Origin of the sequence: Thalassospira permensis NBRC 106175 (assembly GCF_000714555.1) — a bacterium.
Classification (GTDB): Bacteria; Pseudomonadota; Alphaproteobacteria; order Rhodospirillales; family Thalassospiraceae; genus Thalassospira; species Thalassospira xiamenensis.
Map to the genome: position 1 here is coordinate 41,945 of NZ_AUNC01000017.1, position 23,407 is coordinate 65,351.

Annotated in this window: 19 protein-coding genes; 11 read left to right on the forward strand and 8 right to left on the reverse strand. The window is 53.4% G+C overall.

Translation table 11 applies throughout. The features are described from left to right. Positions 1-12: 12 nt before the first annotated feature. Positions 13-954: a DMT family transporter gene (locus tag SMB34_RS10415; RefSeq protein WP_037989908.1), complete on the reverse strand. Its 942-nt coding sequence runs from the start codon at positions 952-954 to the stop codon at positions 13-15. Positions 955-1,051: 97 nt separating this feature from the next. On the opposite strand from SMB34_RS10415, the gene SMB34_RS10420 reads away from it, so the two are divergent. After that, positions 1,052-1,948, forward strand: a complete 897-nt coding sequence (locus SMB34_RS10420; RefSeq protein WP_037989877.1) for a LysR substrate-binding domain-containing protein — start codon at positions 1,052-1,054, stop codon at positions 1,946-1,948. Positions 1,949-2,017: 69 nt separating this feature from the next. Here the strand turns inward: SMB34_RS10420 and purB are convergent, their stop codons facing one another. Beyond that, complete coding sequence (gene purB / locus SMB34_RS10425) at positions 2,018-3,328, reverse strand: adenylosuccinate lyase (protein ID WP_037989910.1); 1,311 nt, start codon at positions 3,326-3,328, stop codon at positions 2,018-2,020. Positions 3,329-3,658: 330 nt separating this feature from the next. On the opposite strand from purB, the gene SMB34_RS10430 reads away from it, so the two are divergent. Continuing rightward, the gene (locus SMB34_RS10430; protein ID WP_338057852.1) at positions 3,659-5,389 is read left to right on the forward strand and encodes a GAF and HD-GYP domain-containing protein; all 1,731 of its coding nucleotides are present in this window, start codon (positions 3,659-3,661) and stop codon (positions 5,387-5,389) included. A gap of 37 nt (positions 5,390-5,426) precedes the next feature. Here SMB34_RS10430 and SMB34_RS10435 read toward each other — a convergent pair whose 3' ends face one another. Then, positions 5,427-6,197 (reverse strand): SDR family oxidoreductase, encoded by a 771-nt coding sequence (locus SMB34_RS10435; RefSeq protein WP_037989881.1) that lies wholly within the window; start codon positions 6,195-6,197, stop codon positions 5,427-5,429. Positions 6,198-6,450: 253 nt separating this feature from the next. On the opposite strand from SMB34_RS10435, the gene ada reads away from it, so the two are divergent. The 6 genes from ada (at position 6,451) to SMB34_RS20660 (ending at position 14,643) form a co-directional block, all read left to right on the forward strand. After that, positions 6,451-7,521: a bifunctional DNA-binding transcriptional regulator/O6-methylguanine-DNA methyltransferase Ada gene (gene ada, locus SMB34_RS10440; protein ID WP_420835046.1), complete on the forward strand. Its 1,071-nt coding sequence runs from the start codon at positions 6,451-6,453 to the stop codon at positions 7,519-7,521. Further along, positions 7,518-8,231 (forward strand): 2OG-Fe(II) oxygenase, encoded by a 714-nt coding sequence (locus SMB34_RS10445; protein WP_037989885.1) that lies wholly within the window; start codon positions 7,518-7,520, stop codon positions 8,229-8,231. Before ada ends, SMB34_RS10445 begins: the two co-directional genes overlap by 4 nt. A gap of 127 nt (positions 8,232-8,358) precedes the next feature. Continuing rightward, positions 8,359-8,892 carry an RNA polymerase sigma factor gene (locus SMB34_RS10450; protein ID WP_156962666.1) on the forward strand — a complete coding sequence of 178 codons (534 nt, stop codon included), beginning with the start codon at positions 8,359-8,361 and terminating at the stop codon, positions 8,890-8,892. After that, positions 8,885-9,970: a FecR family protein gene (locus SMB34_RS20655; RefSeq protein WP_084716563.1), complete on the forward strand. Its 1,086-nt coding sequence runs from the start codon at positions 8,885-8,887 to the stop codon at positions 9,968-9,970. The genes SMB34_RS10450 and SMB34_RS20655 overlap by 8 nt, the downstream gene beginning before the upstream one ends. 169 nt (positions 9,971-10,139) lie before the next feature. Continuing rightward, the gene (locus tag SMB34_RS10460; RefSeq protein ID WP_156962667.1) at positions 10,140-13,025 is read left to right on the forward strand and encodes a TonB-dependent receptor; all 2,886 of its coding nucleotides are present in this window, start codon (positions 10,140-10,142) and stop codon (positions 13,023-13,025) included. 64 nt (positions 13,026-13,089) lie between these two features. Then, entirely contained in the window at positions 13,090-14,643 is a 1,554-nt protein-coding gene (locus SMB34_RS20660; protein ID WP_051682238.1) for a S1C family serine protease, read from the forward strand. 73 nt (positions 14,644-14,716) lie between these two features. On the opposite strand, the gene SMB34_RS10470 is transcribed toward SMB34_RS20660, so the two are convergent. The 5 genes from SMB34_RS10470 to SMB34_RS10490 all read right to left on the reverse strand — a co-directional run bounded on the left by SMB34_RS10470 (position 14,717) and on the right by SMB34_RS10490 (position 20,238). Beyond that, positions 14,717-15,721, reverse strand: a complete 1,005-nt coding sequence (locus SMB34_RS10470; protein WP_037989887.1) for an ABC transporter ATP-binding protein — start codon at positions 15,719-15,721, stop codon at positions 14,717-14,719. Then, positions 15,718-16,689: an ABC transporter ATP-binding protein gene (locus SMB34_RS10475; RefSeq protein ID WP_037989888.1), complete on the reverse strand. Its 972-nt coding sequence runs from the start codon at positions 16,687-16,689 to the stop codon at positions 15,718-15,720. Before SMB34_RS10475 ends, SMB34_RS10470 begins: the two co-directional genes overlap by 4 nt. A gap of 4 nt (positions 16,690-16,693) precedes the next feature. Then, on the reverse strand, positions 16,694-17,575 hold the full coding sequence (locus SMB34_RS10480; protein WP_051682242.1) for an ABC transporter permease subunit: 882 nt from the start codon (positions 17,573-17,575) through the stop codon (positions 16,694-16,696). 23 nt (positions 17,576-17,598) lie between these two features. Next, entirely contained in the window at positions 17,599-18,525 is a 927-nt protein-coding gene (gene oppB, locus SMB34_RS10485) for an oligopeptide ABC transporter permease OppB (protein WP_037989890.1), read from the reverse strand. Between the two features lie 78 nt (positions 18,526-18,603). Further along, positions 18,604-20,238 (reverse strand): peptide ABC transporter substrate-binding protein, encoded by a 1,635-nt coding sequence (locus SMB34_RS10490; RefSeq protein ID WP_051682239.1) that lies wholly within the window; start codon positions 20,236-20,238, stop codon positions 18,604-18,606. Between the two features lie 640 nt (positions 20,239-20,878). Here SMB34_RS10490 and SMB34_RS21565 point away from each other — a divergent pair. The 3 genes from SMB34_RS21565 to SMB34_RS10505 all read left to right on the forward strand — a co-directional run. Then, complete coding sequence (locus tag SMB34_RS21565; RefSeq protein WP_205618044.1) at positions 20,879-21,082, forward strand: helix-turn-helix domain-containing protein; 204 nt, start codon at positions 20,879-20,881, stop codon at positions 21,080-21,082. Positions 21,083-21,085: 3 nt separating this feature from the next. Then, positions 21,086-22,309: an AraC family transcriptional regulator gene (locus SMB34_RS10500; RefSeq protein ID WP_037989894.1), complete on the forward strand. Its 1,224-nt coding sequence runs from the start codon at positions 21,086-21,088 to the stop codon at positions 22,307-22,309. Positions 22,310-22,350: 41 nt separating this feature from the next. Beyond that, positions 22,351-23,407 (forward strand): helix-turn-helix domain-containing protein (locus tag SMB34_RS10505; RefSeq protein ID WP_037989896.1); only part of this gene is annotated, 1,057 nt, incomplete at its 3' end.

Here is a 23,407-nt window from a genome sequence, read left to right on the forward strand (position 1 = left end):
AGACGAAGAGTCTCAGGCACGTTCGGGCAGGTTGTGTGCGCGGACATTCGGTGATGTCGTGTTTGCAGATGACGGCGGCGTTCTGCCCGACTGGATTATGAAGACACCCGACAGGATCATTGCGGTCGCAACGATATCGGTTGCGGAAACCGGTTCGTCCAAAATCAGACTGCCGGTCAGAAGGCCGATGACCGGCGGGATATAGGTGACCCCGGCGGTTTTGACAGCGCCCAGTTTACCGATCAGGAAGTAATAACACATATAGGCAATGCCGGTTCCAAACATGCCAAGGCCGATGAAAAGGCCGGTGGCGATTTTCCAGTTGGTAAAGATCGCATCCATACCGGAAAAATCGCAAATCAGCAGAAGCGTTACCGCCGAAATACCAAGCTGATAAGTGCAAAGTGCAATTGGCGAAATGCCAAGCGGGCTTAGGAATTTGCGAACATAAACAAATGAAAGCCCGACACAGCCCGACCCGATGGCGACATAAACAACCCCCATCAGATCAATACCGAACGCGCCGGATTCCCATGGTTTTGCGATGATCAGAACTCCAGCAAAGCCAAACAGCAATCCGATGATGGATCGGATATTGACCGGTTCGCTGCGCAGGAAAATCGCCGCCGCGATAAAGGAAAACATCGGGATCACACCGCTTAGCATCCCGGCAACGCTGGATGGCAGAAGCGAGATGCCCTTGGCAAAGGCAAGGTAATAGACGGTGGCCGCGAGAAGTGACATGACGATGAAATGATGCATATGGCGCAGATGTTGCCAATGCAGTACCTTGCGCACCATCGCAAATGCCAGAACCGGCAGAAAGCCCATGATGACCCGCACGGTCACGACCTGCATTGGCGATATCAGGCTGCTTGCCGTTTTGTTGAACAGAAAGGTCATGCCCCAGCACAGGGCAAGAAAGCCAAAGACGAGGTATGCGTTGTTCTTCATGGCCGGAACTTTCGTGGGGGTCATGTCGCGATTGTAGGTCCGGTCCAAACGGCGTACAAATCATGTTATCTGGATTATGGAATAGAAAATTTGCATCATGAGTTCATATCCGCCGCTCAATTCCTTGCGTGCGTTCGAGGCATCTATTCGATTGAATAGTTTTTCTCGTGCAGCGGAAGAGCTGAATGTGACGCCGGGTGCCGTCGGGCAGCAGATCAGAAAGCTTGAAGACTGGCTAGGGGTGGAACTGTTTGTTCGCTCGGTCCGGCAGGTGAAACCGACAGCCGACGGGCTTGATTATGCCGCGCGCATATCACCCGCCTTGCTGCAGATCATCGATGCCAGTCAGCATTTGCGCGGGCAGCGCGAACATACGGTGCGTGTGGTCATGCCGCCAAGTTTTGCCGCGAAATGGTTTTCCAAACGGATGGCGCGGTTCCTGATCGATTATCCGTCAACGTCACTTCATGTCGGGTCGTCGGTGCAATTTACGGATTTTGATCGCGATCCGGTCGATATTGCCGTGCGGTATTTTGACGGCAATGACGACAAACTTGAATCCGTCCTGATCTATCGCGGTCAGGCGGCGGCATTCTGTTCGCCGGCCTATCGCGACCGCATGGGGTTTGAGCATCCAGCCGATCTGGCGCGTGCGACTTTGTTAAACGACATTCTGCATGACTGGTGGGAAGAATGGCTTGGCCAGTTTGCCAGGATGAACCCAAGCGAGATTGCCGCAATCAAGCGCATTGAAATCGATCAGACATCCATGGCAATCGAGGCCGCGATTCACGGACAGGGTGTGGTAATGGCCAATCCATTGCTGGCCGAAGAAGACGTGATGGAAGGCAAGCTGGTCCATCTGTTCCCCGAACAGGTTCTGGTCGTTCCTTCGGGATACTATCTGGTGCATCCAAAAAACCGGGAACTGCGCGGTCAGGTGAAGCTGTTTCGTGACTGGCTGCTGGGCGAGGCACGGGAACTGACATTGTAGCAAAACCCGTAAACGAAAAAAGCCCCGGCAAATTGACCGGGGCTTTGATTTTAGTGTGCGGTGCTACCGTCAGTCGGCAAACACGCGGGCGAAAATCGTGTCGACATGCTTGGTGTGGTAACCAAGGTCAAACAGGCTTTCGAGCGTTTCCATCGGGATTTTCGCGGTAACGTCTGCATCGGTCTTCAGAAGCGACAACAGATCGCCTTCGCGGTTCCAGACCTTCATCGCGTTGCGCTGAACGATGCGGTACGAATCTTCGCGCGAAACGCCATGCTGCGTCAGGGTCAGCAGCACGCGCTGCGAGAAGACCAGACCACCCATCTGATTGAGGATTTCGTCCATTCGTTCCGGATAAACGACAAGGTTTTCAACCACATTGGTCAGGCGCATCAAAGCAAAGTCGAGGGTTACGGTCGCATCCGGGCCGATATTGCGTTCGACCGATGAATGCGAAATATCGCGTTCATGCCACAGGGCGACGTTTTCCATGGCCGGGATCGCCATCGAACGGACAAGACGTGCAAGGCCGGTCAGGTTTTCGGTCAGAACCGGGTTACGTTTATGCGGCATTGCCGACGAACCCTTCTGCCCCTTTGAGAAGAATTCTTCAACTTCACGAACTTCGGTGCGCTGCAGGTGGCGGATTTCAGTGGCGAGATGCTCGACCGAGGATGCGATAACGCCAAGGGCGGCGAAATAGGCGGCGTGACGGTCGCGCGGTATCACCTGGGTTGAAACCGGTTCCGGTTTCAGGCCAAGCTTGGCTGCGACATGTTCTTCGACCTGCGGGTCGATATTGGCAAATGTGCCGACCGCACCGGAAATCGCACAGGTCGCGATTTCTTCACGCGCGACGACCAGACGGTCGCGGTTACGTTTGAATTCGGCATAGAAGGTTGCCAGTTTCAGGCCGAAGGTCACGGGCTCGGCATGGATGCCGTGCGAACGGCCCATGCAGGCGATGTCCTTGGTTTCATAGGCGCGCTTTTTAAGGGCGGCCAGAAGCTTGTCCATATCTTCCAACAGGATGTCGGTTGCCTGAACGAGCTGCACGTTAAAGCAGGTATCGAGAACGTCGGAGCTGGTCATGCCCTGATGAACGAAGCGGGCTTCGTCGCCGACCTGTTCTGCCAGTTCCGTCAGGAAGGCGATCACGTCGTGTTTGACTTCGGCTTCGACCGCGTCAATGCGGTCAATACGGTCCTGGCTATAGGGCTTGTTGCCTTTTTCCCAGACCAGCTTGGCAGAGGCAGCCGGAATGACGCCCAGCTCAGCCAGTTTGTCGGCAGCGTGTGCTTCGATTTCAAACCAGATACGGAATTTGTTCGCCGGTTCCCAGATTGATGTCATCTGCGGACGGGAATAACGGGGGATCATGCAGTCGCCTCCGGGCAGGATGGTTGGGTGCCGGGTCATGACCAGATTGCGTGATCAGCGAAGTGCGATGCTGGTTCCGGCACGCTTTCAACGCGTCGGATAGTCCAAATTACCGCGATTGGCAACCCTGCATCGGGTCATGACAGGTTTGTTATCGCGTTTTTATCCGTATGGAACTTGCCATCTGCTAAGATTATCTCAATCTCCCGATGGATATAGTTTGCAGAACGAACATTTCAGAACAAGGACGGCAAACCGTTCTGATGGAGAGTGGACACAGATAATGGCCCTTACCTATGACCCGTACTTGTGATGCGTATCGGGGATGATTTGAAAAATCGTCCGAACGGCATAACCGAGAGCGTAGACGCCGATGCGCATTACCTTGCGCAGTTGGTCGATCTTGGCATTGCCCTGTCGGCTGAACAGGGCCGCGAAGAGCTTCATCAGAAAATCCTGATGGCAGCCCGACAGTTTACCAATGCCGATGGCGGGTCTCTGTATCTGGTCAACAAGGATGAGACGGAACTTCAATTTCGTATTCTGATGAACGATACGCTTGATACGTTTTTCGTATCGGGCCGCGAAAACGAGAAACCTTTTCCACCCCTGCCGCTTTATGATGCAGCGGGCAACCCCAATCACAAAAACATCGCCACCTATGTCGCGTTAAGTGGTGAATCGATCAATATCGAGGATGCCTATTTCGCCGACGGGTTCGATTTTTCCGGCACGCGCGCCTTTGATGCCAAAACTGGTTATCGGTCGAAATCATTCCTGACTGTACCGCTTAAAAATACACGCGGTACTGTGATCGGGGTGTTGCAGTTGATTAATGCGCGTAACGATGCGGGCGATATTATTGCCTTTGATCCGGCAATCGAACCAATCATCAATGCGCTGGCAAGTCAGGCGGCGGTGGCACTTGAAAATAGCCGCCTTTTGATGGCGCAGCGCGACCTGATGGAGAGTTTCGTGCGTGTTCTGGGGCAGGCAATTGATGCCAAATCCCCCCATACAGCCCATCATTGTGAAAAAGTACCCATCATTGCCCGCATGTTGGCCAAGGCCGCCGTTGATGAAAAACGGGAAACATTTTCCAATTTCTATCTGACGGATATGGAGTGGTACGAGCTTGATCTGGCGGCGTGGCTCCATGATTGCGGCAAGATCACCACACCCGATCATGTGGTCGAAAAGGCCACCAAACTTGAAACCATCCATAACCGCATTCACGAAATCCGCACCCGGTTCGAAGTGCTTCGCCGCGATGCCGAAATCGAGATGCTCAAACGCAAGCTCGCGAGCGAGGATGCCCAACGTTGCGATGCCGATTTCAACGCCCGGATTGCCGAACTTGAAAGCCAGTTTTCAATGGTTGCGCACAGCAATATTGGTGACGAGGAACTCGATACCGACGCGGTCTTTGCCCTGCATGAAATCGGGGCGCAGGAATGGGTGCGACATTTTGACCGTACCATCGGGCTTTCATGGGCCGAAAATCAACGCCTGACCGAAGATGACCGTGCCAAATTCAGCCAGCCCGGCGTTGAAAAGCTTCTGGATGACCGCCGCGATCAGGCCTATCTGGGCATTAACCGCGGTGAACTTTATAACCTTTCGGTTCCGCGCGGCACCCTGACATCCGAAGAGCGCAAGATCATCAATGATCATGTTGTGGTCACACAGGAAATGCTCGCACAATTGCCCTATCCCAAGGAATTGCAACGCATTCCGGCAATTGCGGGCAACCATCACGAAAAAATGGATGGTTCGGGCTATCCCAACGGATTGCTTGGCGAAGATATGGGCATTCTCGAAAAGGTGATGGTGATTGCCGACATCTTCGAGGCACTTACTGCGGTTGATCGTCCCTATAAACGGCCCAAGATGTTATCGGAATGCATCGCGATCCTGGCCGACATGCGAGACAAAGGACAGATTGATGGCGACCTGTTCGATCTGCTGTTGTCATCTGGCGTTTATATCGAATATGGCCGCAAATATTTGCAACCCGATCAATGTGACGCAGTCGATATTACGCAGTTCTTGCGCAGGTAAAAACGGGCCGGACGCATTGCACCCGGCCCGCCTTGGATCAGGTTCGGTTGATCGAAACCCCGCCATCAGCAAGGAATGGCACCCCGGTCACAAAGCTTGCCGCGTCGGATGCCAGAAACAGGGCGGCCTGCGCCATTTCGGACGGTTGTGCCATACGTTTTAGCGCATGCAGGCTGTTGACGAACTGTTCGACCTCCGGCCCGGCACCGGGTTTGTTGGTGATGCTGGCCGGGGTATCGGTCCCGCCGGGCAGCAGCGCATTGACCCGAATGCCCTGTGGTCCGTATTCGGCTGCCAGCGACTTCATCAATCCGATCATGCCTGCCTTGCTGGCGGCATAGGCCCCCATGCCGGGCATGCCGACAGAATAACCGACAAAGCTTGATGTCAGGATCATTGATCCCGAGCCATTGGCAAGCATCGCGGGCAATTGATATTTCGCGCCGAAAAACGCCGATGTCAGGTTGGTTTCGATCATTTCATGCCAGTCATCGGTTGCCATATCAGGGATCGAAACCGATTCTCCGACCATCCCGGCATTATTGACCGCGATATCAAGCTTGCCGAAATGATCAAGGGTGGCCTCGACCAGCTGTTTTGAAATTGCCTCGTCCGTGATGTTGCCGGGAACCGAAACCGCCATGCCACCGGCATCTCGAATATCGGCGACCATATCGTCAAGCAGATCGCCGCGCCGCGCATTAAGGACAAGTTGTGCGCCCTGTTGGGCAAAAAGTTCAGCCACGGCGCGACCGATGCCGGAACTGGCCCCGGTGATGATTGCGGTTTTACCGTCCAGTGTGAACATATTTCCGTCTCCTGTGTCATGATAGGATGGCCAGCAAGGCCGAATGTCATGACGCTAGATCGCGAACGGAAACGGATCACTCCGGTTATTGGCATTGAATTCGTAAATGTGACGGGTTTTCGTGGGTTGCGAATTCGAAAGCAAGGAACGGAGTGCGGTCAACGGAATGGACGATCAGAATGCCGGTCAAACGGATGCATTTGGCATCCCTGTATTCTGATAAAGGAGCCATCCCATGCTGACGGAGACGAGATTGAACAAAACGATCCGCTGGATCAGTGACGAAGACAAATGGCAGGCCGTGGCAAAACGCGATGGCAAAGCCGATGGGCAGTTTTATTATTCGGTAGCAACCACCGGGGTTTATTGCCGCCCGTCTTGCGGCGCACGGTTGGCGCGCCGGGAAAATGTCGCGTTCCATGCCAGTTGCGACGATGCCGAGCAGGCGGGTTTTCGCCCGTGCAAACGGTGCCTTCCGAACAGTGCATCGATTGCTGAACGCAATGCCGATGCGGTGGCAAAGGCATGCGAAACCATCCGCAATGCTGAAGAAATGCCAAGCCTTGAAGATCTGGCCGCACAGGCCGGGATGAGCCGCTTTCACTTCCACCGGGTATTTAAATCGGTAACCGGGGTGACGCCAAAGGCCTATGCCAGTGCGTATCGGGCCGGGCGCGTGCGCGAGGAATTGCGCAGCAGCAACACTGTGACCGAGGCGATCTATGACGCGGGTTACAATTCCAACAGCCGGTTTTATGAACGCTCTCACAAGATGCTAGGCATGACGCCAAGCAGCTATCGCTCGGGAGGCAAGGGCGAAAAAATCCGGTTTGCCGTGGCGCAATGCACACTTGGCGCGATCCTTGGCGCGGCAAGTGCCAAGGGGGTTTGCACGATCCTTCTGGGCGATGACCCCGATGCGCTGGTGCGTCAGTTAGAGGACGCCTTTCCCAAGGCGGAACTGATTGGTGGTGATCCGGCGTTCGAAGACTGGATGGCGCAGGTCATCGGTCTGGTTGAAGCCCCGCAACTTGGCCATAACCTGCCGCTAGATATCCGCGGTACTGCCTTTCAGCAACGCGTCTGGCAGGCACTTTCGGAAATTCCGGTCGGGACAAAGGCAAGCTATGCCGAAATTGCTGCAAAAATCGGATCGCCGCGCGCTACCCGTGCTGTCGCACAGGCCTGCGGGGCTAACAGCATCGCGGTTGCCATTCCCTGCCACCGGGTGGTGCGCAAGGATGGTGATCTTTCCGGATATCGCTGGGGCGTGGAGCGCAAGCAAACCCTGCTGGACCTTGAAAGCGGGGAGGCCGGGCAATGAACGAGATGACCCGTGACAGGATCGGATCGCTTGATTGGGAAAAACATTCCCGGGAGCTTGACGCATATGGCTGCACAATCCTTGAAAAACTGATCGATCCAGACACCTGCCGGGCATTGATCGCACACTATGACGACCCGGATGCATTTCGCAGTCACATCCATATGGCCCGGCACGGTTTCGGGCGCGGCGAATACAAATATTTTGCCTATCCCCTGCCCGATATTATTGCGGATCTGCGGCAATCGCTTTATCCGCCATTGGCCGAAATTGCCAACCGGTGGAACCGGGCGATGGGGCTGGATCGGCATTTCCCCGGCGATCATGCCCGGTTTGTTGTCGAATGCCATGGCGCAGGCCAAACCCGACCGACGCCGCTTTTGCTGCGTTATGGGATGGGGGATTACAATTGCCTGCATCAGGATGTTTACGGTGATTGCGTGTTTCCATTACAGGTCGCGATCCTTCTAAGCGATCCGGAAACCGATTTCGGAGGCGGCGAATTTGTCCTGACCGAACAGCGTCCACGCATGCAGTCCCGCGCCGAGGTCGTACCGCTAACGCAAGGTGACGCCGTGATTTTCCCGGTTCATCATCGTCCGGTCGCGGGAACGCGCGGTACGTACCGGGTGAATATGCGCCACGGCGTTTCGCGCCTGCGCGCCGGGACACGGCATACGCTTGGCATCATTTTCCATGACGCCAAATAGCTGATCCCGGTCTGGCTGATGTTATTCTAGCTGCTGTGATGTTCAGAAAAAGTTATTAATAACTATTTGCAATTAGGTGCTGCTGGTGTATGTCAGCAGGAACAAATTCACGTTCCTGTCTGTTTTCATGAACTTTTTTGCGCCCCATCACATAACGGCAAATCTTGTCCGCGCCTTTGAAAAGGAACGTGCGTCCCTGTTGCGTTTGGCTATGCGGAAGTTGGGAAATCCTGAAGAGGCAAAGGACATTGTCCAAGATGCCTTTGTAAGGATTGCCGGGGCAAAAGACAGGCAAGAACCGATCAGCGATCCACCTGCATTCCTTCGGACCGTGGTTCTTAATCTGATCCGGGATCATCAAAGACGTCGCAATGCCGGTCATATTGTCGAACTTAAATCCGGGCTTGATCCGCTGGAATGGACAGCGGAGGACCGCCCGCTTGCAGACAATGTTATATACCATCGTCAGCGTCTTCAGGCGTTTGAGCAGGCAATTTCATCCTTGCCGACGCGATCCAGAGAAGTCTTCATCTTGCGTAAGTTGCATGGTAAGACCCATGATGAAATTGCCGCAGCGACCGGATTGTCAAAGGCCGCGATCGAGAAGCATCTTTATCGTGCCATGACAACGTGTCGTGATCTGATGAAACACTATGACTAGGCCATTGCTTATGAGCGGCAACCGCCATACCGGCCATAAACCGGAGACCACAGAACAGAAAGATCTGCAAAGCCGCCTTGTTGATCAGGCAATGCAATGGCTTGCTCGCGATGGTGCGGATATTGAGGGCACAGATACGCATGTCGCATTTCAGAAGTGGTGCGGCCAAAGTGCGGATCATGAACAGGCGGCGCGCGCGGTTCGGGCCTTTCTCAGTGACCGTGATTTCGATGATATCTTGCGGAAATTCGATACTGAGAAAGGCACCGGTGCGCGAAACCATGCACCATCAAGCACGCGGCAAATATCGATGCCTGTCGGTAAGCCGCGACGTTCGACCCCGCCAAGGGCAACAAATGTGCGAAAAGCAATCTGGGGCGGTGTTGCAATGTGCGTGGCGATTCTTGTTGCCGTCCTGACGTTGTCCCCGGCAGAACATTCTGGTCATCCGGGGTATATCGCGGCGAACATGGCACCGGTTCGTCAGTTTTTGCCGGACGGCAGCGAATTGCAACTGGCACCTGGTACCCGGCTTTATTGGGAATTTACCGAACGCGAACGCCATATCGTTCTTGAGGATGGGGCGGTAGTGATTTCGGCTGCACCGAATAAGGACCGCCCGCTTGTGGTAACCACGCCACAAAGTCGGGTTGTTGTTGTCGGGACACGTTTTGTTGTGATCGGTGATGATCAAACCAGCGAAGTCGGCGTCGCCGAAGGAACCGTCCGGGTACAACAACAACAATCGCCGCCTGCCCGTGAAGTCACCCTTCATGCAGGTGAAGGGGTGACTCTATCCAGCGGGGGCGATGTCCGGCGGCATGACTTCAATGGCGACAATATTACGCAAATCCTTGAAGGTTGGCGGGTGTTTTCGCCAGCAAAGCTGTCTGATGTGATACATGCCGTAAGTCGGCAGAGTGGCATGGAAATCTGGCTTGATCCCGGCATTGCCGATCTCGAAATCCGTGGGCGGTTCAATGTTGCCGATGCAATGGTGTCACTTGATCTGATTGCGCGGACAACCGGAACAAGAATGATTGAACTGCCGTTTGATCAGTATCTTCTGGTGCGCTGAAATCAACGGTTCCAGATTGGTCCGGCCTGAAAATGGTGCGGATTTAGCCTGAACTCCTCGATGAATTCCCTATTTGAACAAAAATATTAAAAAAAGATGTCCGGTTACTGTCGGGCCTTCTGTCCTTAAGTGCGAGTGATACGCAATAACTTGCATTAGGTCGTGCCGAATGAAGCCTACCAGACAACAGGACACAGTCCGCAACCTCTTCGAAACCTCAAAGGGGCGGGCATGGAAGGATTTGCTGTTCTGCGCTGTTGCGTCTTCTGCCTTGCTGGGGGGGATGTCGTCGAATTTTCTGCATGCACAGGAACGTGCGGTTGTCGATAAGCCGGTCGCATCACGACTTTACAGCTTTGACATTCCCTCCGTGCCGCTGATGCGCGCTTTGGAGCTATTGTCGCAGCAGGCCGGTATTCCGTTTTCGGTCCAGGATGGCACCAACCTTGCGATGAATGGTCAGGCCGTGGTTGGTCAGCTCAGCATTGAAAACGCCTTGTTTCAAATGCTTGAGGGGACGGAAGTTACCTTTGCCGTTACCGACGGTGTTTTGGTTGTTTCCCCCAAGCTATCCAACCAGTCATCTGACGAAGAAATCGTTACCGCCCCCGTTTCTGTCAGTGCAAATCGCACAACGATCTTCCAACTCGGAACCGGTGCGGCCAGCGGGTCAACCGTGTATGGCGAAGAGATGATCGGTGCGGTGGTTCAGGGTGACAGTGACCCGAACAAGATTTTTCGCGCCAATCCGAATGTTCAGTATGTGATTGCGGGGCAACGCGGCGAAGAAGGTGCAACTGCAACAGCCGAGCAGGATTTGCGTCCGCAAAATATCAGCATATCCGGCGCAGCGGTTGATCAGAACAACTTTATGCTCGACGGTGTCGGGATCAATTCCTTTGGCGGAACTGAGTCGAATTATAACGACTCAAACATGCCAGAAGATGACGACAATACGATCAATGCAGACACACTTCATGGTTTGCATCCTCAAACCGTCTATGTCGATGCAAATATTCTCGAGCAGGCCGAGATCATCGACAGCAACGTGTCGGCTAAATACGGCGGATTTCAAGGCGGCGTTGTCAATTACAAGGTCAAAAACCCGTCAAGCGAACCAACATTTGGCGCGAGCATTAAACGGGGTGGATCGAACTGGAACGACTATCATCTGAAATCCGAGGAAACCCCTGACACTGACGCCAAAGAACCGGTTTATGAAAAATGGTTTTATTCCGCGTCTGCGAGCACACCGATCAGTGATAATTGGGGAATGCTGGTTTCGGCAGGTCGGCGTACTGCCGAAACGACCAAGACGGCGGGTGACGATTATTACGGTCGTCAGGTAACGACCAGTACCGAAGCCGACAACGTTTTGGGAAAACTGCGCTACGAAAGCGATACGGGTGCTGCGATCACGACCCAGATCGTTTATGCGCCCTATGCCCAGGAATGGGAAGCATCAGAAAACTATAACAGCAAGATGGATATCATCGGCAATGGATTGACCACCTATGTTGGTCTCGAAAAGCCGTTTGAATATGATGGTTATGGGGTTTCCAATCTGTTTCTGGATACCAAGCTTTCCTTTAATACATCTGAAAATGCACGTGATTCTGAAAGCAATGTGCGTCGTCAGATCAGCACGACGGTGGCCGGATCAAAATATGCCGATTTGTGTGATTCCAGCACATGTGTGACCGGCTGGTACGGGGATTTGTCCCAGACTCAGCAGGATATCGGTTATACAGCCGACCTTACCGGCGATATCTTTGGAACGAACTTCCTTCTGGGGGCGGATATCCATCGTCTCAGTGGAACCCGTGAACGTAGCGCAGATGCATATTATGCAACAACGCGTACCACAGGAACCAACGTCGTTTGCGCCAGTGCCGATGACATCTTCTGCGATGACGGTGATCAGGCAAACCGGCGGCGGACAAAATACCAAGCGTTTGAAGGAAGTGTCAGTTTCGTAAGCACAGCCCTTTATAATGAATATACGCTTGTCTTTGATCATGTTCCTTTTGGCGAACTGGAAATCAGGCCGGGTGCACGGCTTGAACACGATACCTATCTTGGTAATACCAACTTCGCCCCGCGTTTCAACGCGACCTATTACACGGATTGGGATATCAGCTTCAATGCGGGGTGGAACCGCTATTACGCAGCAAACATGCTGAGTTACGCCTTTCAGGATGCAACGCCGGCAACCATCAGTGAAACGCGAACTGCCGATACTACCACGACACCGGGTTCATCTATTTTCTATGATGACTGGGCGGCGTCTTCATCGGGGATAAAGCGGTCATTTTCCGGTTCAGGTTTGAGCACCCCCTTTTCCGACGAACAGACAGCGTCCGTTTCATTCCCTCTGCCGTTTCTTGGCGGGGTGACACGGTTGAAATGGCTGGAAAGAAAAGGCCGTGACCAGTTTTCGCGTGCCACCGATGATACCGGAACAACCGAATATAATCTGTCGAATGAGGGCTCCAGCCTCTACACCTCCTATTCCGCAGAATGGAGCAGGGGAATTGGTTCCGGGCCGTTCGGCGGGCGTCATGTGTTCAATATCAATGGCCAATATTCCGAACGCAGAACTTCCAACAACAGTTACTTCCTGACCAGTGATGACAGCGAAAGTGTGGTCTATAACGGCAAGATCATATCGACCACGGATCTGTCGATCCTGACCGGTAATCTGGACGAGCCGATCTTCTTTAACGCCAGCCTGTTTTCGAGTTTTGATGACAATCGCCTGCGTACCGGACTAACCGGGCGCTACACCTTGTCCTATTCCACGATAGATGACAGCGGATCGAATACCACCATCAATGGCGCGACCTATGATGTCTATGAGGACGGCGACGCCAAGGCGCGTTTCGATCTGGATATGACGCTTGATTACGACATTATCAGCCGGGAAAAGGGTGTTCTGACCCTTAATGCTTCCATCGAGAATGTTCTGAACCGCGGCGGCGCCCATACGCTTGCGTCATCTACCCCCTACCGCAAGGGCCGGACAGTTTGGCTCGGACTGACTTACACCTACTGAAAATTCCGCGTTAATCCTGCCGGGGCTTTGGGCCCCGGCCAAACCTGCTTGTGAGATCGATAATATGAAAAGAACCCTGGCCGCGACCCTGTTTGCCGTGATGCTTGCCACATCAAGCCTTGTCCCCGTTCATGCAATGGCAGAACAGGCAAGCATGGCATTGTCCGACAAAAACCTTGCCGAAGTTTATGACGCTGTTTCACTTGGCGTTGTTCGCATCAATGTCATCAAGAAAAGCTATGCCGAGATCGTCGCCGAAGAACGGGAGAAAAAGGAAAACGGCGAGGATTTCTATCTGCCGCCGAACGAACGTGGCGATCAGGATGAGGATGAAGATCGCAATGATCGCGATGAAAAGAACAAGGAAAGCGAAAAGGGCGAAGAACCGAAATACGACTGGCAGAAAAAAAAGCGCAATGCTTCGACCGGGACTGGATTTTTCATTACCGATGACGGCCTGATTGTTACCAACGAGCATGTGGTCCGCGATGGTGCTCGTTTTGTCGTTGTTTTGAAAGATGGACGTCGTGTTCGTGCTGATCTGGTGGGGAAGGATTTTCTGACCGATCTCGCCGTCCTTCGTGTTGAAATGCCTGAAAATGTTAAGCCGCTTTCATGGGGCAACTCGCATGCGATCCGCATCGGCGATCCGGTTTTTGCACTTGGTTATCCCTATGGCTTTGATCAAAGTCTGACCACCGGGGTGATTTCGGGCAAGAAGCGCCAGCTATCCAAAGGGGAATATAACCCGTATTTGCAAACCGATACCGCGGTAAACAAGGGCAATTCCGGCGGGCCGCTTCTGTCGATGGATGGCAAGGTCGTCGGCGTTAACTCCGCGCTTTATACCCGCTCTGGCGGGAACGAGGGGCTGGCCTTCTCCATCCCGGCTGAACATGCACAGGGGATCATTGATCTGCTTGTCAAAGATGGTGAAATCAAACGCGGATGGTTCGGGATTGCCTATTCTGAAGTCAAGCCGGGCATCGGCAAGCTTCTGGGGATGGACCATGACGAGGGAATGTTGATCCACCGGGCCCCCGATGACGAACCGGCCTATCAAGCAGGTATTCGTGCAGGAGATGTGATTGTTGCGGTGAATGGCGAAACGGTCACATCGCGCCTGCATTTCCGCATGCAGGCGGCGGAGGCAAAAGGTGAAACGACCGTTACCGTCTGGCGCGATGGTGGATTTAAAAGCTTTACGATGATCCCCGGCGATATGGACGAAGCCAAAAGCCGCCGTCGTCAGGCCGAACGCGACAAGATTCTTGGTAAAACGCCGAAGGATGATGGTCGGAAGAAAGTCATGGGCCTCGAACTGGTTCCGGCTAATGAAAAGGCATGGGAAAAACTGGATTTACCCGTTGGCACGAAGGGGCTTGTCGTTGATCGGATGGAAAAGATGGGGCAAGGCGATCAGGCTGGATTTACAAAGGGTGATTTCATTACCCGGATCAATGATACCGAGATTTCCAGACCCGAGGATTTCGAAGCCGTGATGGGGCAGGCGCTTGAAAGCAACGCACCCTATGCGCTTGTCTATTTCAAACGTGATGGTCAGGATCGCACAAAGATCATCGATACGCTGAGCATGGTTGATCTTGAAGACTACTGAGCGATCCCCAAAAAAACGGGCCGTCGCAAGACGGCCCGACTAAGTTTGGGTGGTGCAAAGGGAGGTTGCCCTCCTACATCCGTTCGTGGAAATGGCAGGCCACCTGATGGTGATCGTTGACGGTGTCAACGGTCGGAACATCGGTCGCGCAGACATCCTTGGCAAACGGACATCTGGTGCGGAACACGCAACCCGATGGCGGGTTGATCGGGCTGGGCAAATCACCGGTCAGCACGATGCGTTCCTTGGTGCGTTCTATCTCAGGATCCGGGATCGGAACTGCGGAAATCAGCGCCTTGGTGTAGGGATGTTTTGGGTTGGCATAGATGCTGTCGCGGTCGGCCAGCTCCATAAGATTGCCGAGATACAGCACCAATATGCGGTGGCAGATATGGCGCACGATAGAAAGATCGTGGCTGATGAAAATCATCGACAGATCAAATTCGCGCTGCAATTCCTGCAACAGGTTTACGATCTGCGCCTGTATCGATACATCAAGTGCTGAAACCGGCTCGTCACAAATGATCAGTTTCGGTTTGAGGATCATCGCGCGTGCAATGCCGATACGCTGGCACTGGCCACCCGAAAATTCATGCGGATAGCGGTTGATCATCTGTGGCAAAAGCCCGACACGCGCCATCATGCGTTTAACGCGCGCCTTGATTTCGTCCTTACCCAGTTCGGATTTGTGGGTCACAAGCGGCTCGGCGATGATCTCGCCAATCGTCATGCGCGGGTTAAGGCTGGCCAGCGGGTCCTGAAAAATGATCTGCAGATCCCGGCGTAGCGGCTGCATTTCGCGATGGGGGGCGCCGACAATATCCCGCCCCAGCCAAACGACCTGCCCGTCGGTCGGCGGGATCAGTTGCAGGATCGCACGGCCAAGGGTCGATTTTCCACAACCGGATTCGCCCACAATGCCAAGCGTTTCGCCGGGATACAGATCGAAATCGATCCCGTCGACGGCCTTAAGCTGGCGTTCTGCCCCAAACAATCCCTTACCCGGCAGGGAAAAGTGAACCTTAAGGTCACGAACCGACAGGATCGGGACGTTTTTCTTTTTACGGATCGCATTCATTGACCGTCCTCCCGGAAGCAGGCACTGGCGCGACCATCGTCAAAGCCAAACAGGCTTGGGCGGGAAACACAGCATCGATCCATCACATAGGCGCAGCGTTCCTGATAGGCACATCCCTTTGGCAGGTTTTGCAGGTTAGGCGGTTGTCCGGGGATGGCAAACATGTGTTCCTCGCTTGCCGTGTCGATGCGCGGCATCGATTTCAAAAGCCCCTCGGTATAGGGATGATGGCTGTCATAGAAAATGTCACGCACCGAACCGGTTTCGACAATCCGCCCGCCATACATTACCATCACCCGGTCACACAGGCCTGCCACCACGCCAAGATCATGGGTGATCATGACAATGGCCGTATTGAAATCCTTTTTAAGGTCGCGCAGCAGATCAAGGATCTGTGCCTGCACCGTCACATCAAGGGCGGTGGTCGGTTCATCCGCAATCAGGACTTCGGGATCGCACAGCAAGGCCATGGCAATCATCACGCGCTGGCGCATGCCGCCGGAAAATTCATGCGGATACATATGCACGCGCTGGGCCGCACCCGGAATACCAACACGGTCAAGCATATTGATCGCGCGTTTAAGCGCATCGCCTTCGGACATGCCGCGATGTTCCACCAGTACCTCGGTCATCTGTCTGGAGATTTTGAGGAACGGATTAAGCGACGTCATCGGATCCTGAAAGATCATCGACATCGTCACACCGCGGATTTTGTTAAGCTGGCGTGACGGGATGTTGAGGATATCCTTATCCTTGTAACGCACCGTACCTGTGGCCTTGCCGTTTTTGGCAAGAAGCCCCATCACGGCAAGGAAAATCTGGGTTTTGCCCGATCCGGATTCCCCCACAACGCCAAGTGTTTCGCCCGGATCGATATGGAAGTTGACATCGTTGACAGCCTCGACCTCGCCGTCGGGGGTCTGGAAGCGGGCACGCAGGTTTTCAACAGTCAGAATATGGTTTGTCATGTGCCTATCTGTCCTTCGGATCAAGGGCGTCGCGCAATCCGTCGCCGATGAAGTTGAAACAGAACAGCGTCAGTGCCAGGAAGATCGCCGGATAAATCAGCATCCAGGTCGCTGCTTCGATCACTTTCGCCCCTTCGGAAATCAGAACGCCCCAGCTTGTCAGCGGCTCCTGCACGCCAAGGCCCAGGAACGACAGGAAACTTTCGGTCAGGATCACCTGCGGAATGGTCAGCGTCATGTAAACAATGACCGGCCCCAGAACGTTGGGAATCACATGGCGGAAAATGATCTTGAAGTTCGAAACACCCGTGGCATGGGCGGCTTCGATAAATTCGCGCCGCCGGATCGAAAGCGTCTGACCGCGGACAATACGTGCCATGGTCAGCCATTCAACCGCGCCAAGGGCGACGAAAATCAGGAAAATGTTTCGGCCAAACACCACCATCAGCATGATCACAAAGAACATGAAGGGCAGGGAATAAAGCACATCGACGAACCGCATCATGATGTTGTCGATCCGTCCGCCGAAATAGCCGGCGACCGCGCCATAGGTAACGCCGATCACAAGCGACACAGCCGTTGCCAGTAAACCAACCGCAAGGGATACACGCGCGCCATAAAGGATGCGGATGAAAATATCGCGGCCATTGCCATCCGTGCCAAGGATATGGCCGTTTTCCCAGTTCGGACCTTCCTGGATATAGCCCCAGTCGATCTGGTCGTATTCAAACGGGCTGAGCAGCGGGGCGAAAATTGCCATCAGGGTAATGATGGCCAGAATGATCATCGACCCGACGGCGGCCTTGTTACGAAACAGGCGAATACGGGCATCGCGCCACAGGCTGCGACCCTCGATCTCTCCGGCGACGCCTGCCGCCTGAAGCATAGCTGTTTTTTGATCCTTGTTCATCATGAGCGTGACTTCAGCTTGGGATCGAGCAGGCCATAGACCATGTCGACCAGGAAATTCAGAAGGATGATCATCACCGCATAGACAATCACCACACCCATCACCAGCGGGTAGTCGCGGTTAAGCGCTGCCTTGACGAAATAGGTCCCGATGCCAGGCACGCCAAAGATGGTTTCGATCACCACAGAACCGGTCATCACCGCCGCGGTTGCCGGGCCCAGATAGGATACGACCGGCAAAAGCGCGCCGCGGATCGCATGCCGGTTGACGACAAGCTTTTCACGCAAACCTTTGGCGCGTGCGGTGCGGATGTAATTGGAATGGAGGACTTCGACCATCGACCCGCGCGTCAGGCGCGCGATATAGGCCACCTGTGGCAGGGCAAGGGCGATGATCGGCAATATCTTGTATTGAATTTCGCCGTCTCCCCAACCTGCCGTTGGCAGGATCGAAAGATACAGGCCAAACACCAGCGACAGAAGCGGCGCCATGACAAAGTTCGGGATGGCAATGCCGACCATGGCAACGCCCATTACCGCAAAATCAACCGCACTGTTCTGTCGAAGGGCGGCATAGGTGCCAAAGCCAACCCCGAATATCAGTGCCAGAAAGATCGCCGACAGGCCAAGCTGCATCGATGCCGGGGCGCCAGCCATGATCAGTTCCGCGACGGAAAAATCGCGAATTTTGATCGACGGGCCAAAGTCACCACGCAGGATTTTGCCGATATAGATCGTGTATTGTTCAAGCAGCGGCTTATCAAGGTCATAGGCGGCCTTGATGTTTTTTTCGATTTCCGGGGGCAGGGCACGTTCCTGATCGAACGGTCCGCCTGGTGCAATGCGCATCATGAAAAAGGCAACCGTGATCACGATGAACAGCGTCGGGATCGCGATCATCAGGCGCCGGATGGCGTAAGATAACATAATTCTCTCTCATCCCCATTGGGGGCCGATAGGTTGCCGCAGGTCCGTGATCCAGACCTGCGGCAAAGTCTCCGGCGTTTACTCTTTGATGTCGAGCCAGCGGGTCAGGTGGCGATCCGGGGCGTTATCGATCCAGCCTTCGATCTTCGGTGAGACGAGCTGTTTCGAGACATAGTAGTAAATCGGGATGTAAGGCTGTGCTTCCATCATGATGGCTTCGGCCTGCTTCATTAGGCTGGCACGCTTTTTAAGGTCACCTTCCTTTTCGGCTTCCAGCATCAGTTCGTTGTAACGCGGGTTATCAAAAGCCGCGTAGTTCAGCGGCCCGGTCCGTTCTTCGCCGAGGAACAGGAAGTTCTGCGCGTCGTTGTAATCGGCAATCCAGCCCGCACGTGCCACTTCAAAGTTACCGACCTTCAGATCGGCATAGTGGATTTTGCCTTCGGTGTTGAACAGTTCGGCCTGAACGCCGATCTGCTTCCACATGTTCTGGGCCGCAATCGCGATGCGCTTGTGGTTTTCAGACGTGTTGTAGCGCAGGGTGAATTTAAGCGGATTGTCAGGGCCATAACCGGCCTCGGCCAGAAGCTTTTTGGCTTCTTCGAGCTTTTCATTATAGGAAAGGTCTTTCCACGAAATGTATGCTGGCTCGCCGTAATTACCGGTTCCGGGCGGGACAAAGGAATAGGCCGGAAGTTCACCGGTTTTCAGAACCGAGTCCGTAATGGCTTCGCGGTTGATCGCCATCGACAGGGCTTTGCGGACACGGACATCCTTGAACATGTCCTTGTCGGTACGGATCGCATAGTAATAGATACCGGCATACGGTGCGATGCGCAGGCTATCGGCAAGGTTATCGCGCAGCCAGGAAATCTGTTCGGACGCGATGTCGCGTGCGACGTCAAGTTCGCCTGCACGGAAACGGTTCTGCATCGCGGTGCGATCTTCATAGGTGTAATAGATCACCTCGTCGATCGGCACATTGGCGGCGTCATAGAATTCCGCGTTCTTTTCAAGTTTGGAATGAACGTTCGGCAGCCATTCGGTCAGTTTGTACGGACCGTTCACCACGATATTTTCCGGTTTCACCCAGTCTTTGCCATATTTGGCAATCGCATGCTGCGGGATCGGGAAGGCGGTCTGGTGGGTAAGTTGTGCCAGGAAATAAGGGGCTGGCGCAGTCAGTTTGACCTGCAAGGTTTTATCATCCAGGGCGGTGGCCGCGAGTTTCGCGCCTTCCTTGCCACTGTTAACAGCCTCGGCACCCTCGATGATATAAAGCAGGGATGCGTATTCCGCACCGGTCGCCGGGTCAAGCAGGCGGTTCCAGCCCGCGACAAAATCACCGGCAGTTACCGGCACGCCGTCCGACCAGTTGTGATCGCGAATTTTAAAGGTATAGGTCATGCCGTCGTCAGAAACGGTCCAGCTTTCAGCGGCACCTGGCACCGGTTCACCATCCGGGCCATATGTCAGAAGACCCAGAAACATATCATCCGACAGGCGGCTGGTCTGAACCGTCGAAATGAAATGCGGGTCCATTGATTGCGGTTCGCCGTCATTGCCGACGCGCAGGATTTTTTCAGCCTGTGCATGTGTGGTGGACAGCATGGTCATGGAACCGGCAAGCAATGCCGTACCCAGCACAAAGGCCCGCGAGGAATTCAGCAATCCCTTCACGAGACCATTTGCGGTCTTCGCGTTTTGTGACATCTGTAATGTCTCCCTCATCTATTTTGCTTTGTTGCCGACGTACTCCCTGAAAGTACGTACGCAAAAATACTGAGACTGACATGCGTGATCTGCAAGTCACGATTCCACAAATTTGAAACAAATGGTGCTTTTTTGCGTGATTGTGGTCATTTTGTGGTGTTATTTTGCGTGTTATTCGGAAATAACAGATTGTTCTGCGGCTGAGGAAGCCTGCAACTTTCGCCTGTAAAACGTTTTGCATGTAATGGTGATTGTCGCGTCGCGCCTTGCGGCTATATGCGCAAAAAGTGAAACAGTTCACATTCAAAGGGTTGGCCGCTAAATTCGGTGATCACGAATCGGGCTTTGTGATTTTCTGCATTATTTTTCGGCAATTCAGGCGATTTCAATATCTTGGCGCGAAAATGGACGTTCTCTGATTACATTTTCGCGCGTGAAAAGATTTCGGAATACAAACCCGGTATCGCGTCATGGCAGCTTGATGAAACAAGCATGAATTCAAAAAATTGCCGTTGAGAAACACCGTCATTCAGGCTACGGGTTTTTGCGTACGCTGTTTTGCAGATTTCCTTTATCAACAAATGCGACCGAAAGATGCCTTTAAGCCGGTTTGATCTGGCGGCCCTGATGGTTGCCATATTTGGCATTTCTCAGGCCGGTTCTTGATATTGCCATGGCCGTCGGGTTCAATTCAAAATCCACCTTCAATCTTGCGTTTAGGCGTGTAACCGGTACAACACCAAGCAAATACCGAGTTGCTGCAGATACGCACACGACCGCCCCGGAATTGTTGGGGATGCTGTCGTCGGCCCCGGTTAACAACAGACAGCGACCATCAGGATAAAGAATGGATACGTCCGAAATCGTTCTTTTGCTTATTGCTGCAGTCGGCCTTGCACAGGCCGCATTCCTGATGCTGCTGTTGCGGCACGAGGGCAAACGCGCATTTCGTGCGAATCGCTGGTTGCTGGTGTTCTCGTTGACCGCCTGCGCAAGCTTTGTCGAAGACATCAGCGATGTCTTCCTCTCGCCGCTTTATATTCTGTATCTGGCAATTATTTTTGTACCGGTCACATTTGTCTTTTTGCCATCTATCTACTTGTATTTTCGCGAAATTGCTGACCGTCCCGTGCGCTATCCGGGGGGGCATTTCGTCATTCTGGTGCCGGTCGCCATCCTGACGGCGGTCGCGGTACACATAATGCGCACCCGTATACTTCCGGGCGACATTGGCGGAGAAATCGATTTCGAACTGGATACCGATATTGAAAGTCATTTGCCTGTGGCTGCGATCCTGCTGACAATCATTATTGCGCTTTATGTCCAGTTGTTTGGCTATATGGTCAAAATCTGGCGGGTTGCGATTGGCTATCTGCGGCAGGCGGGTGAACAACTCGGTGCGGATCAGCGCGTTCTGCGCCGCTGGGTGACGGAACTGCTGACTGGCATCAGCCTGATTTTTCTGATTTTTACCGCAACGACGATTGTCGATATTTTCATTACCGATAGCCAATGGCTGACGACCCTTGTACAGGGGGCGTTCGCGCTCGTATTCTTTCGTATGTGCCACGTGATTGCGCACAACCCGGCTTTGTTCGTTCAGGCGGAATGGGACGGGGCGCAAGAGATGGCAATGGATGAAGATGCCCGTGATTTCACGGCAACCGGGTCGAGGCAAACCAGGTTTGCACCTCGCAACTTGGTGGATGCCGATGAAATCAGCAGAATTTGTAAACGGCTTGACGCCATCAGGACCAGAAGCGACCTGCTTTTCGATCCTCTTGTCAGCCTGCCAAAGCTTGCAAATGCAGTCGGTGCAACCCCTAACCAGCTTTCCTATGTGCTGAACCAGCATCTTGGCAAAAGCTTCTTTGACTTCATCAACGAAGTCCGAACCGGCGAGGCATCCCGCCTTTTGGTAAACGAGCCGGATCGCACCATCCTTGATATCGCAACCAGTGTTGGTTTTAATTCCAAATCAACCTTCAATCTGGCTTTTAAGAAAATCACCGGCAAAACGCCAAGTGTTTACCGATCGGAGACCCTGTCGCGGCGTAACCCCGTACTTTAGCGCTGCTGTAATCTTTATCGTCGCAAATGACGGGCATATGAATGTTTGAAACAATCGATTTGCTGCTGCTGCTGATTGCAGCACTTGGCGCGGTTCAGGCCGTTTTTCTGATTATTCTTTTGCAGGGCGAGGGAAAACGCGCATTTCGAGCAAATCGCTGGCTGATGATGTTTGCGGTGGCCGTGGGAATGGGCTTTGTCGACGATATCGTCGACGCCATGGTCAATCCGCTTGTAAATTTGTATCTGGCACCGCTTTTGACGCCTTTCTTTTTCGCTTTTATCCCAGCGATCTACCTTTATTTCCGCGAAATATCCGGTAATCCTTCAACGAGGCCCCTGTGGCATTTTGCACCAATGTTACCCGTTTCGTTGATCATGATCGGGGTTGTGAACCTGCTTGCTGACAGCATTTCTGCATCCGGATCGAAAAAGTCCGAAATCAATATCGATCTCGATTTTAGTCAGAGCAGCACGTTTAACCTTCTATTGATCCTGCTGATCGCAACGTTTTGTATTCAGTTTGCGATTTATATGTTCCGGATTTGGCATGTTGCGGTTCGATATTTACAGGATGCTGATCGGCAACTTGAAGCTGATCAGAAAGGCCTGCGTCGCTGGGTGCTTGAATTGCTGATCGGGCTCAGTGTGATTTTCACCCTTTTCACGCTGATCAATCTTTTCGATACCATCGTTTCGCGCAGCGAGTGGCTGCTGCTGGGGGTAAAGGCGACGTTTGTTCTCGTTTTTCTCCGCATGTGTCATGTCATCGCCGCAAATCCGGCATTGTTTGTTCAGTCCGAACAGGGTGAACCGGAAATACGCGATGAAAATGTGGCCAGTGTCGTGCAGTCGGGCATGGCGCGCCACATTCTGGATATGGACGATGTCAGTCGAATACGGATAAAACTTGATCGTATTGTTGCGGCGCGCGATTTAATGTTCGACCCGCTTCTGACCATGCCAAAGCTCGCGAATGCTGTTGGGGTGACACCCAATCAGCTTTCCTATGTGCTGAACCAGCATCTTGGCAAAAGCTTCTTTGATTTCGTCAACGAGGTCCGTACATACGAAGCATCCCGTCTTCTGATCGAGGAAC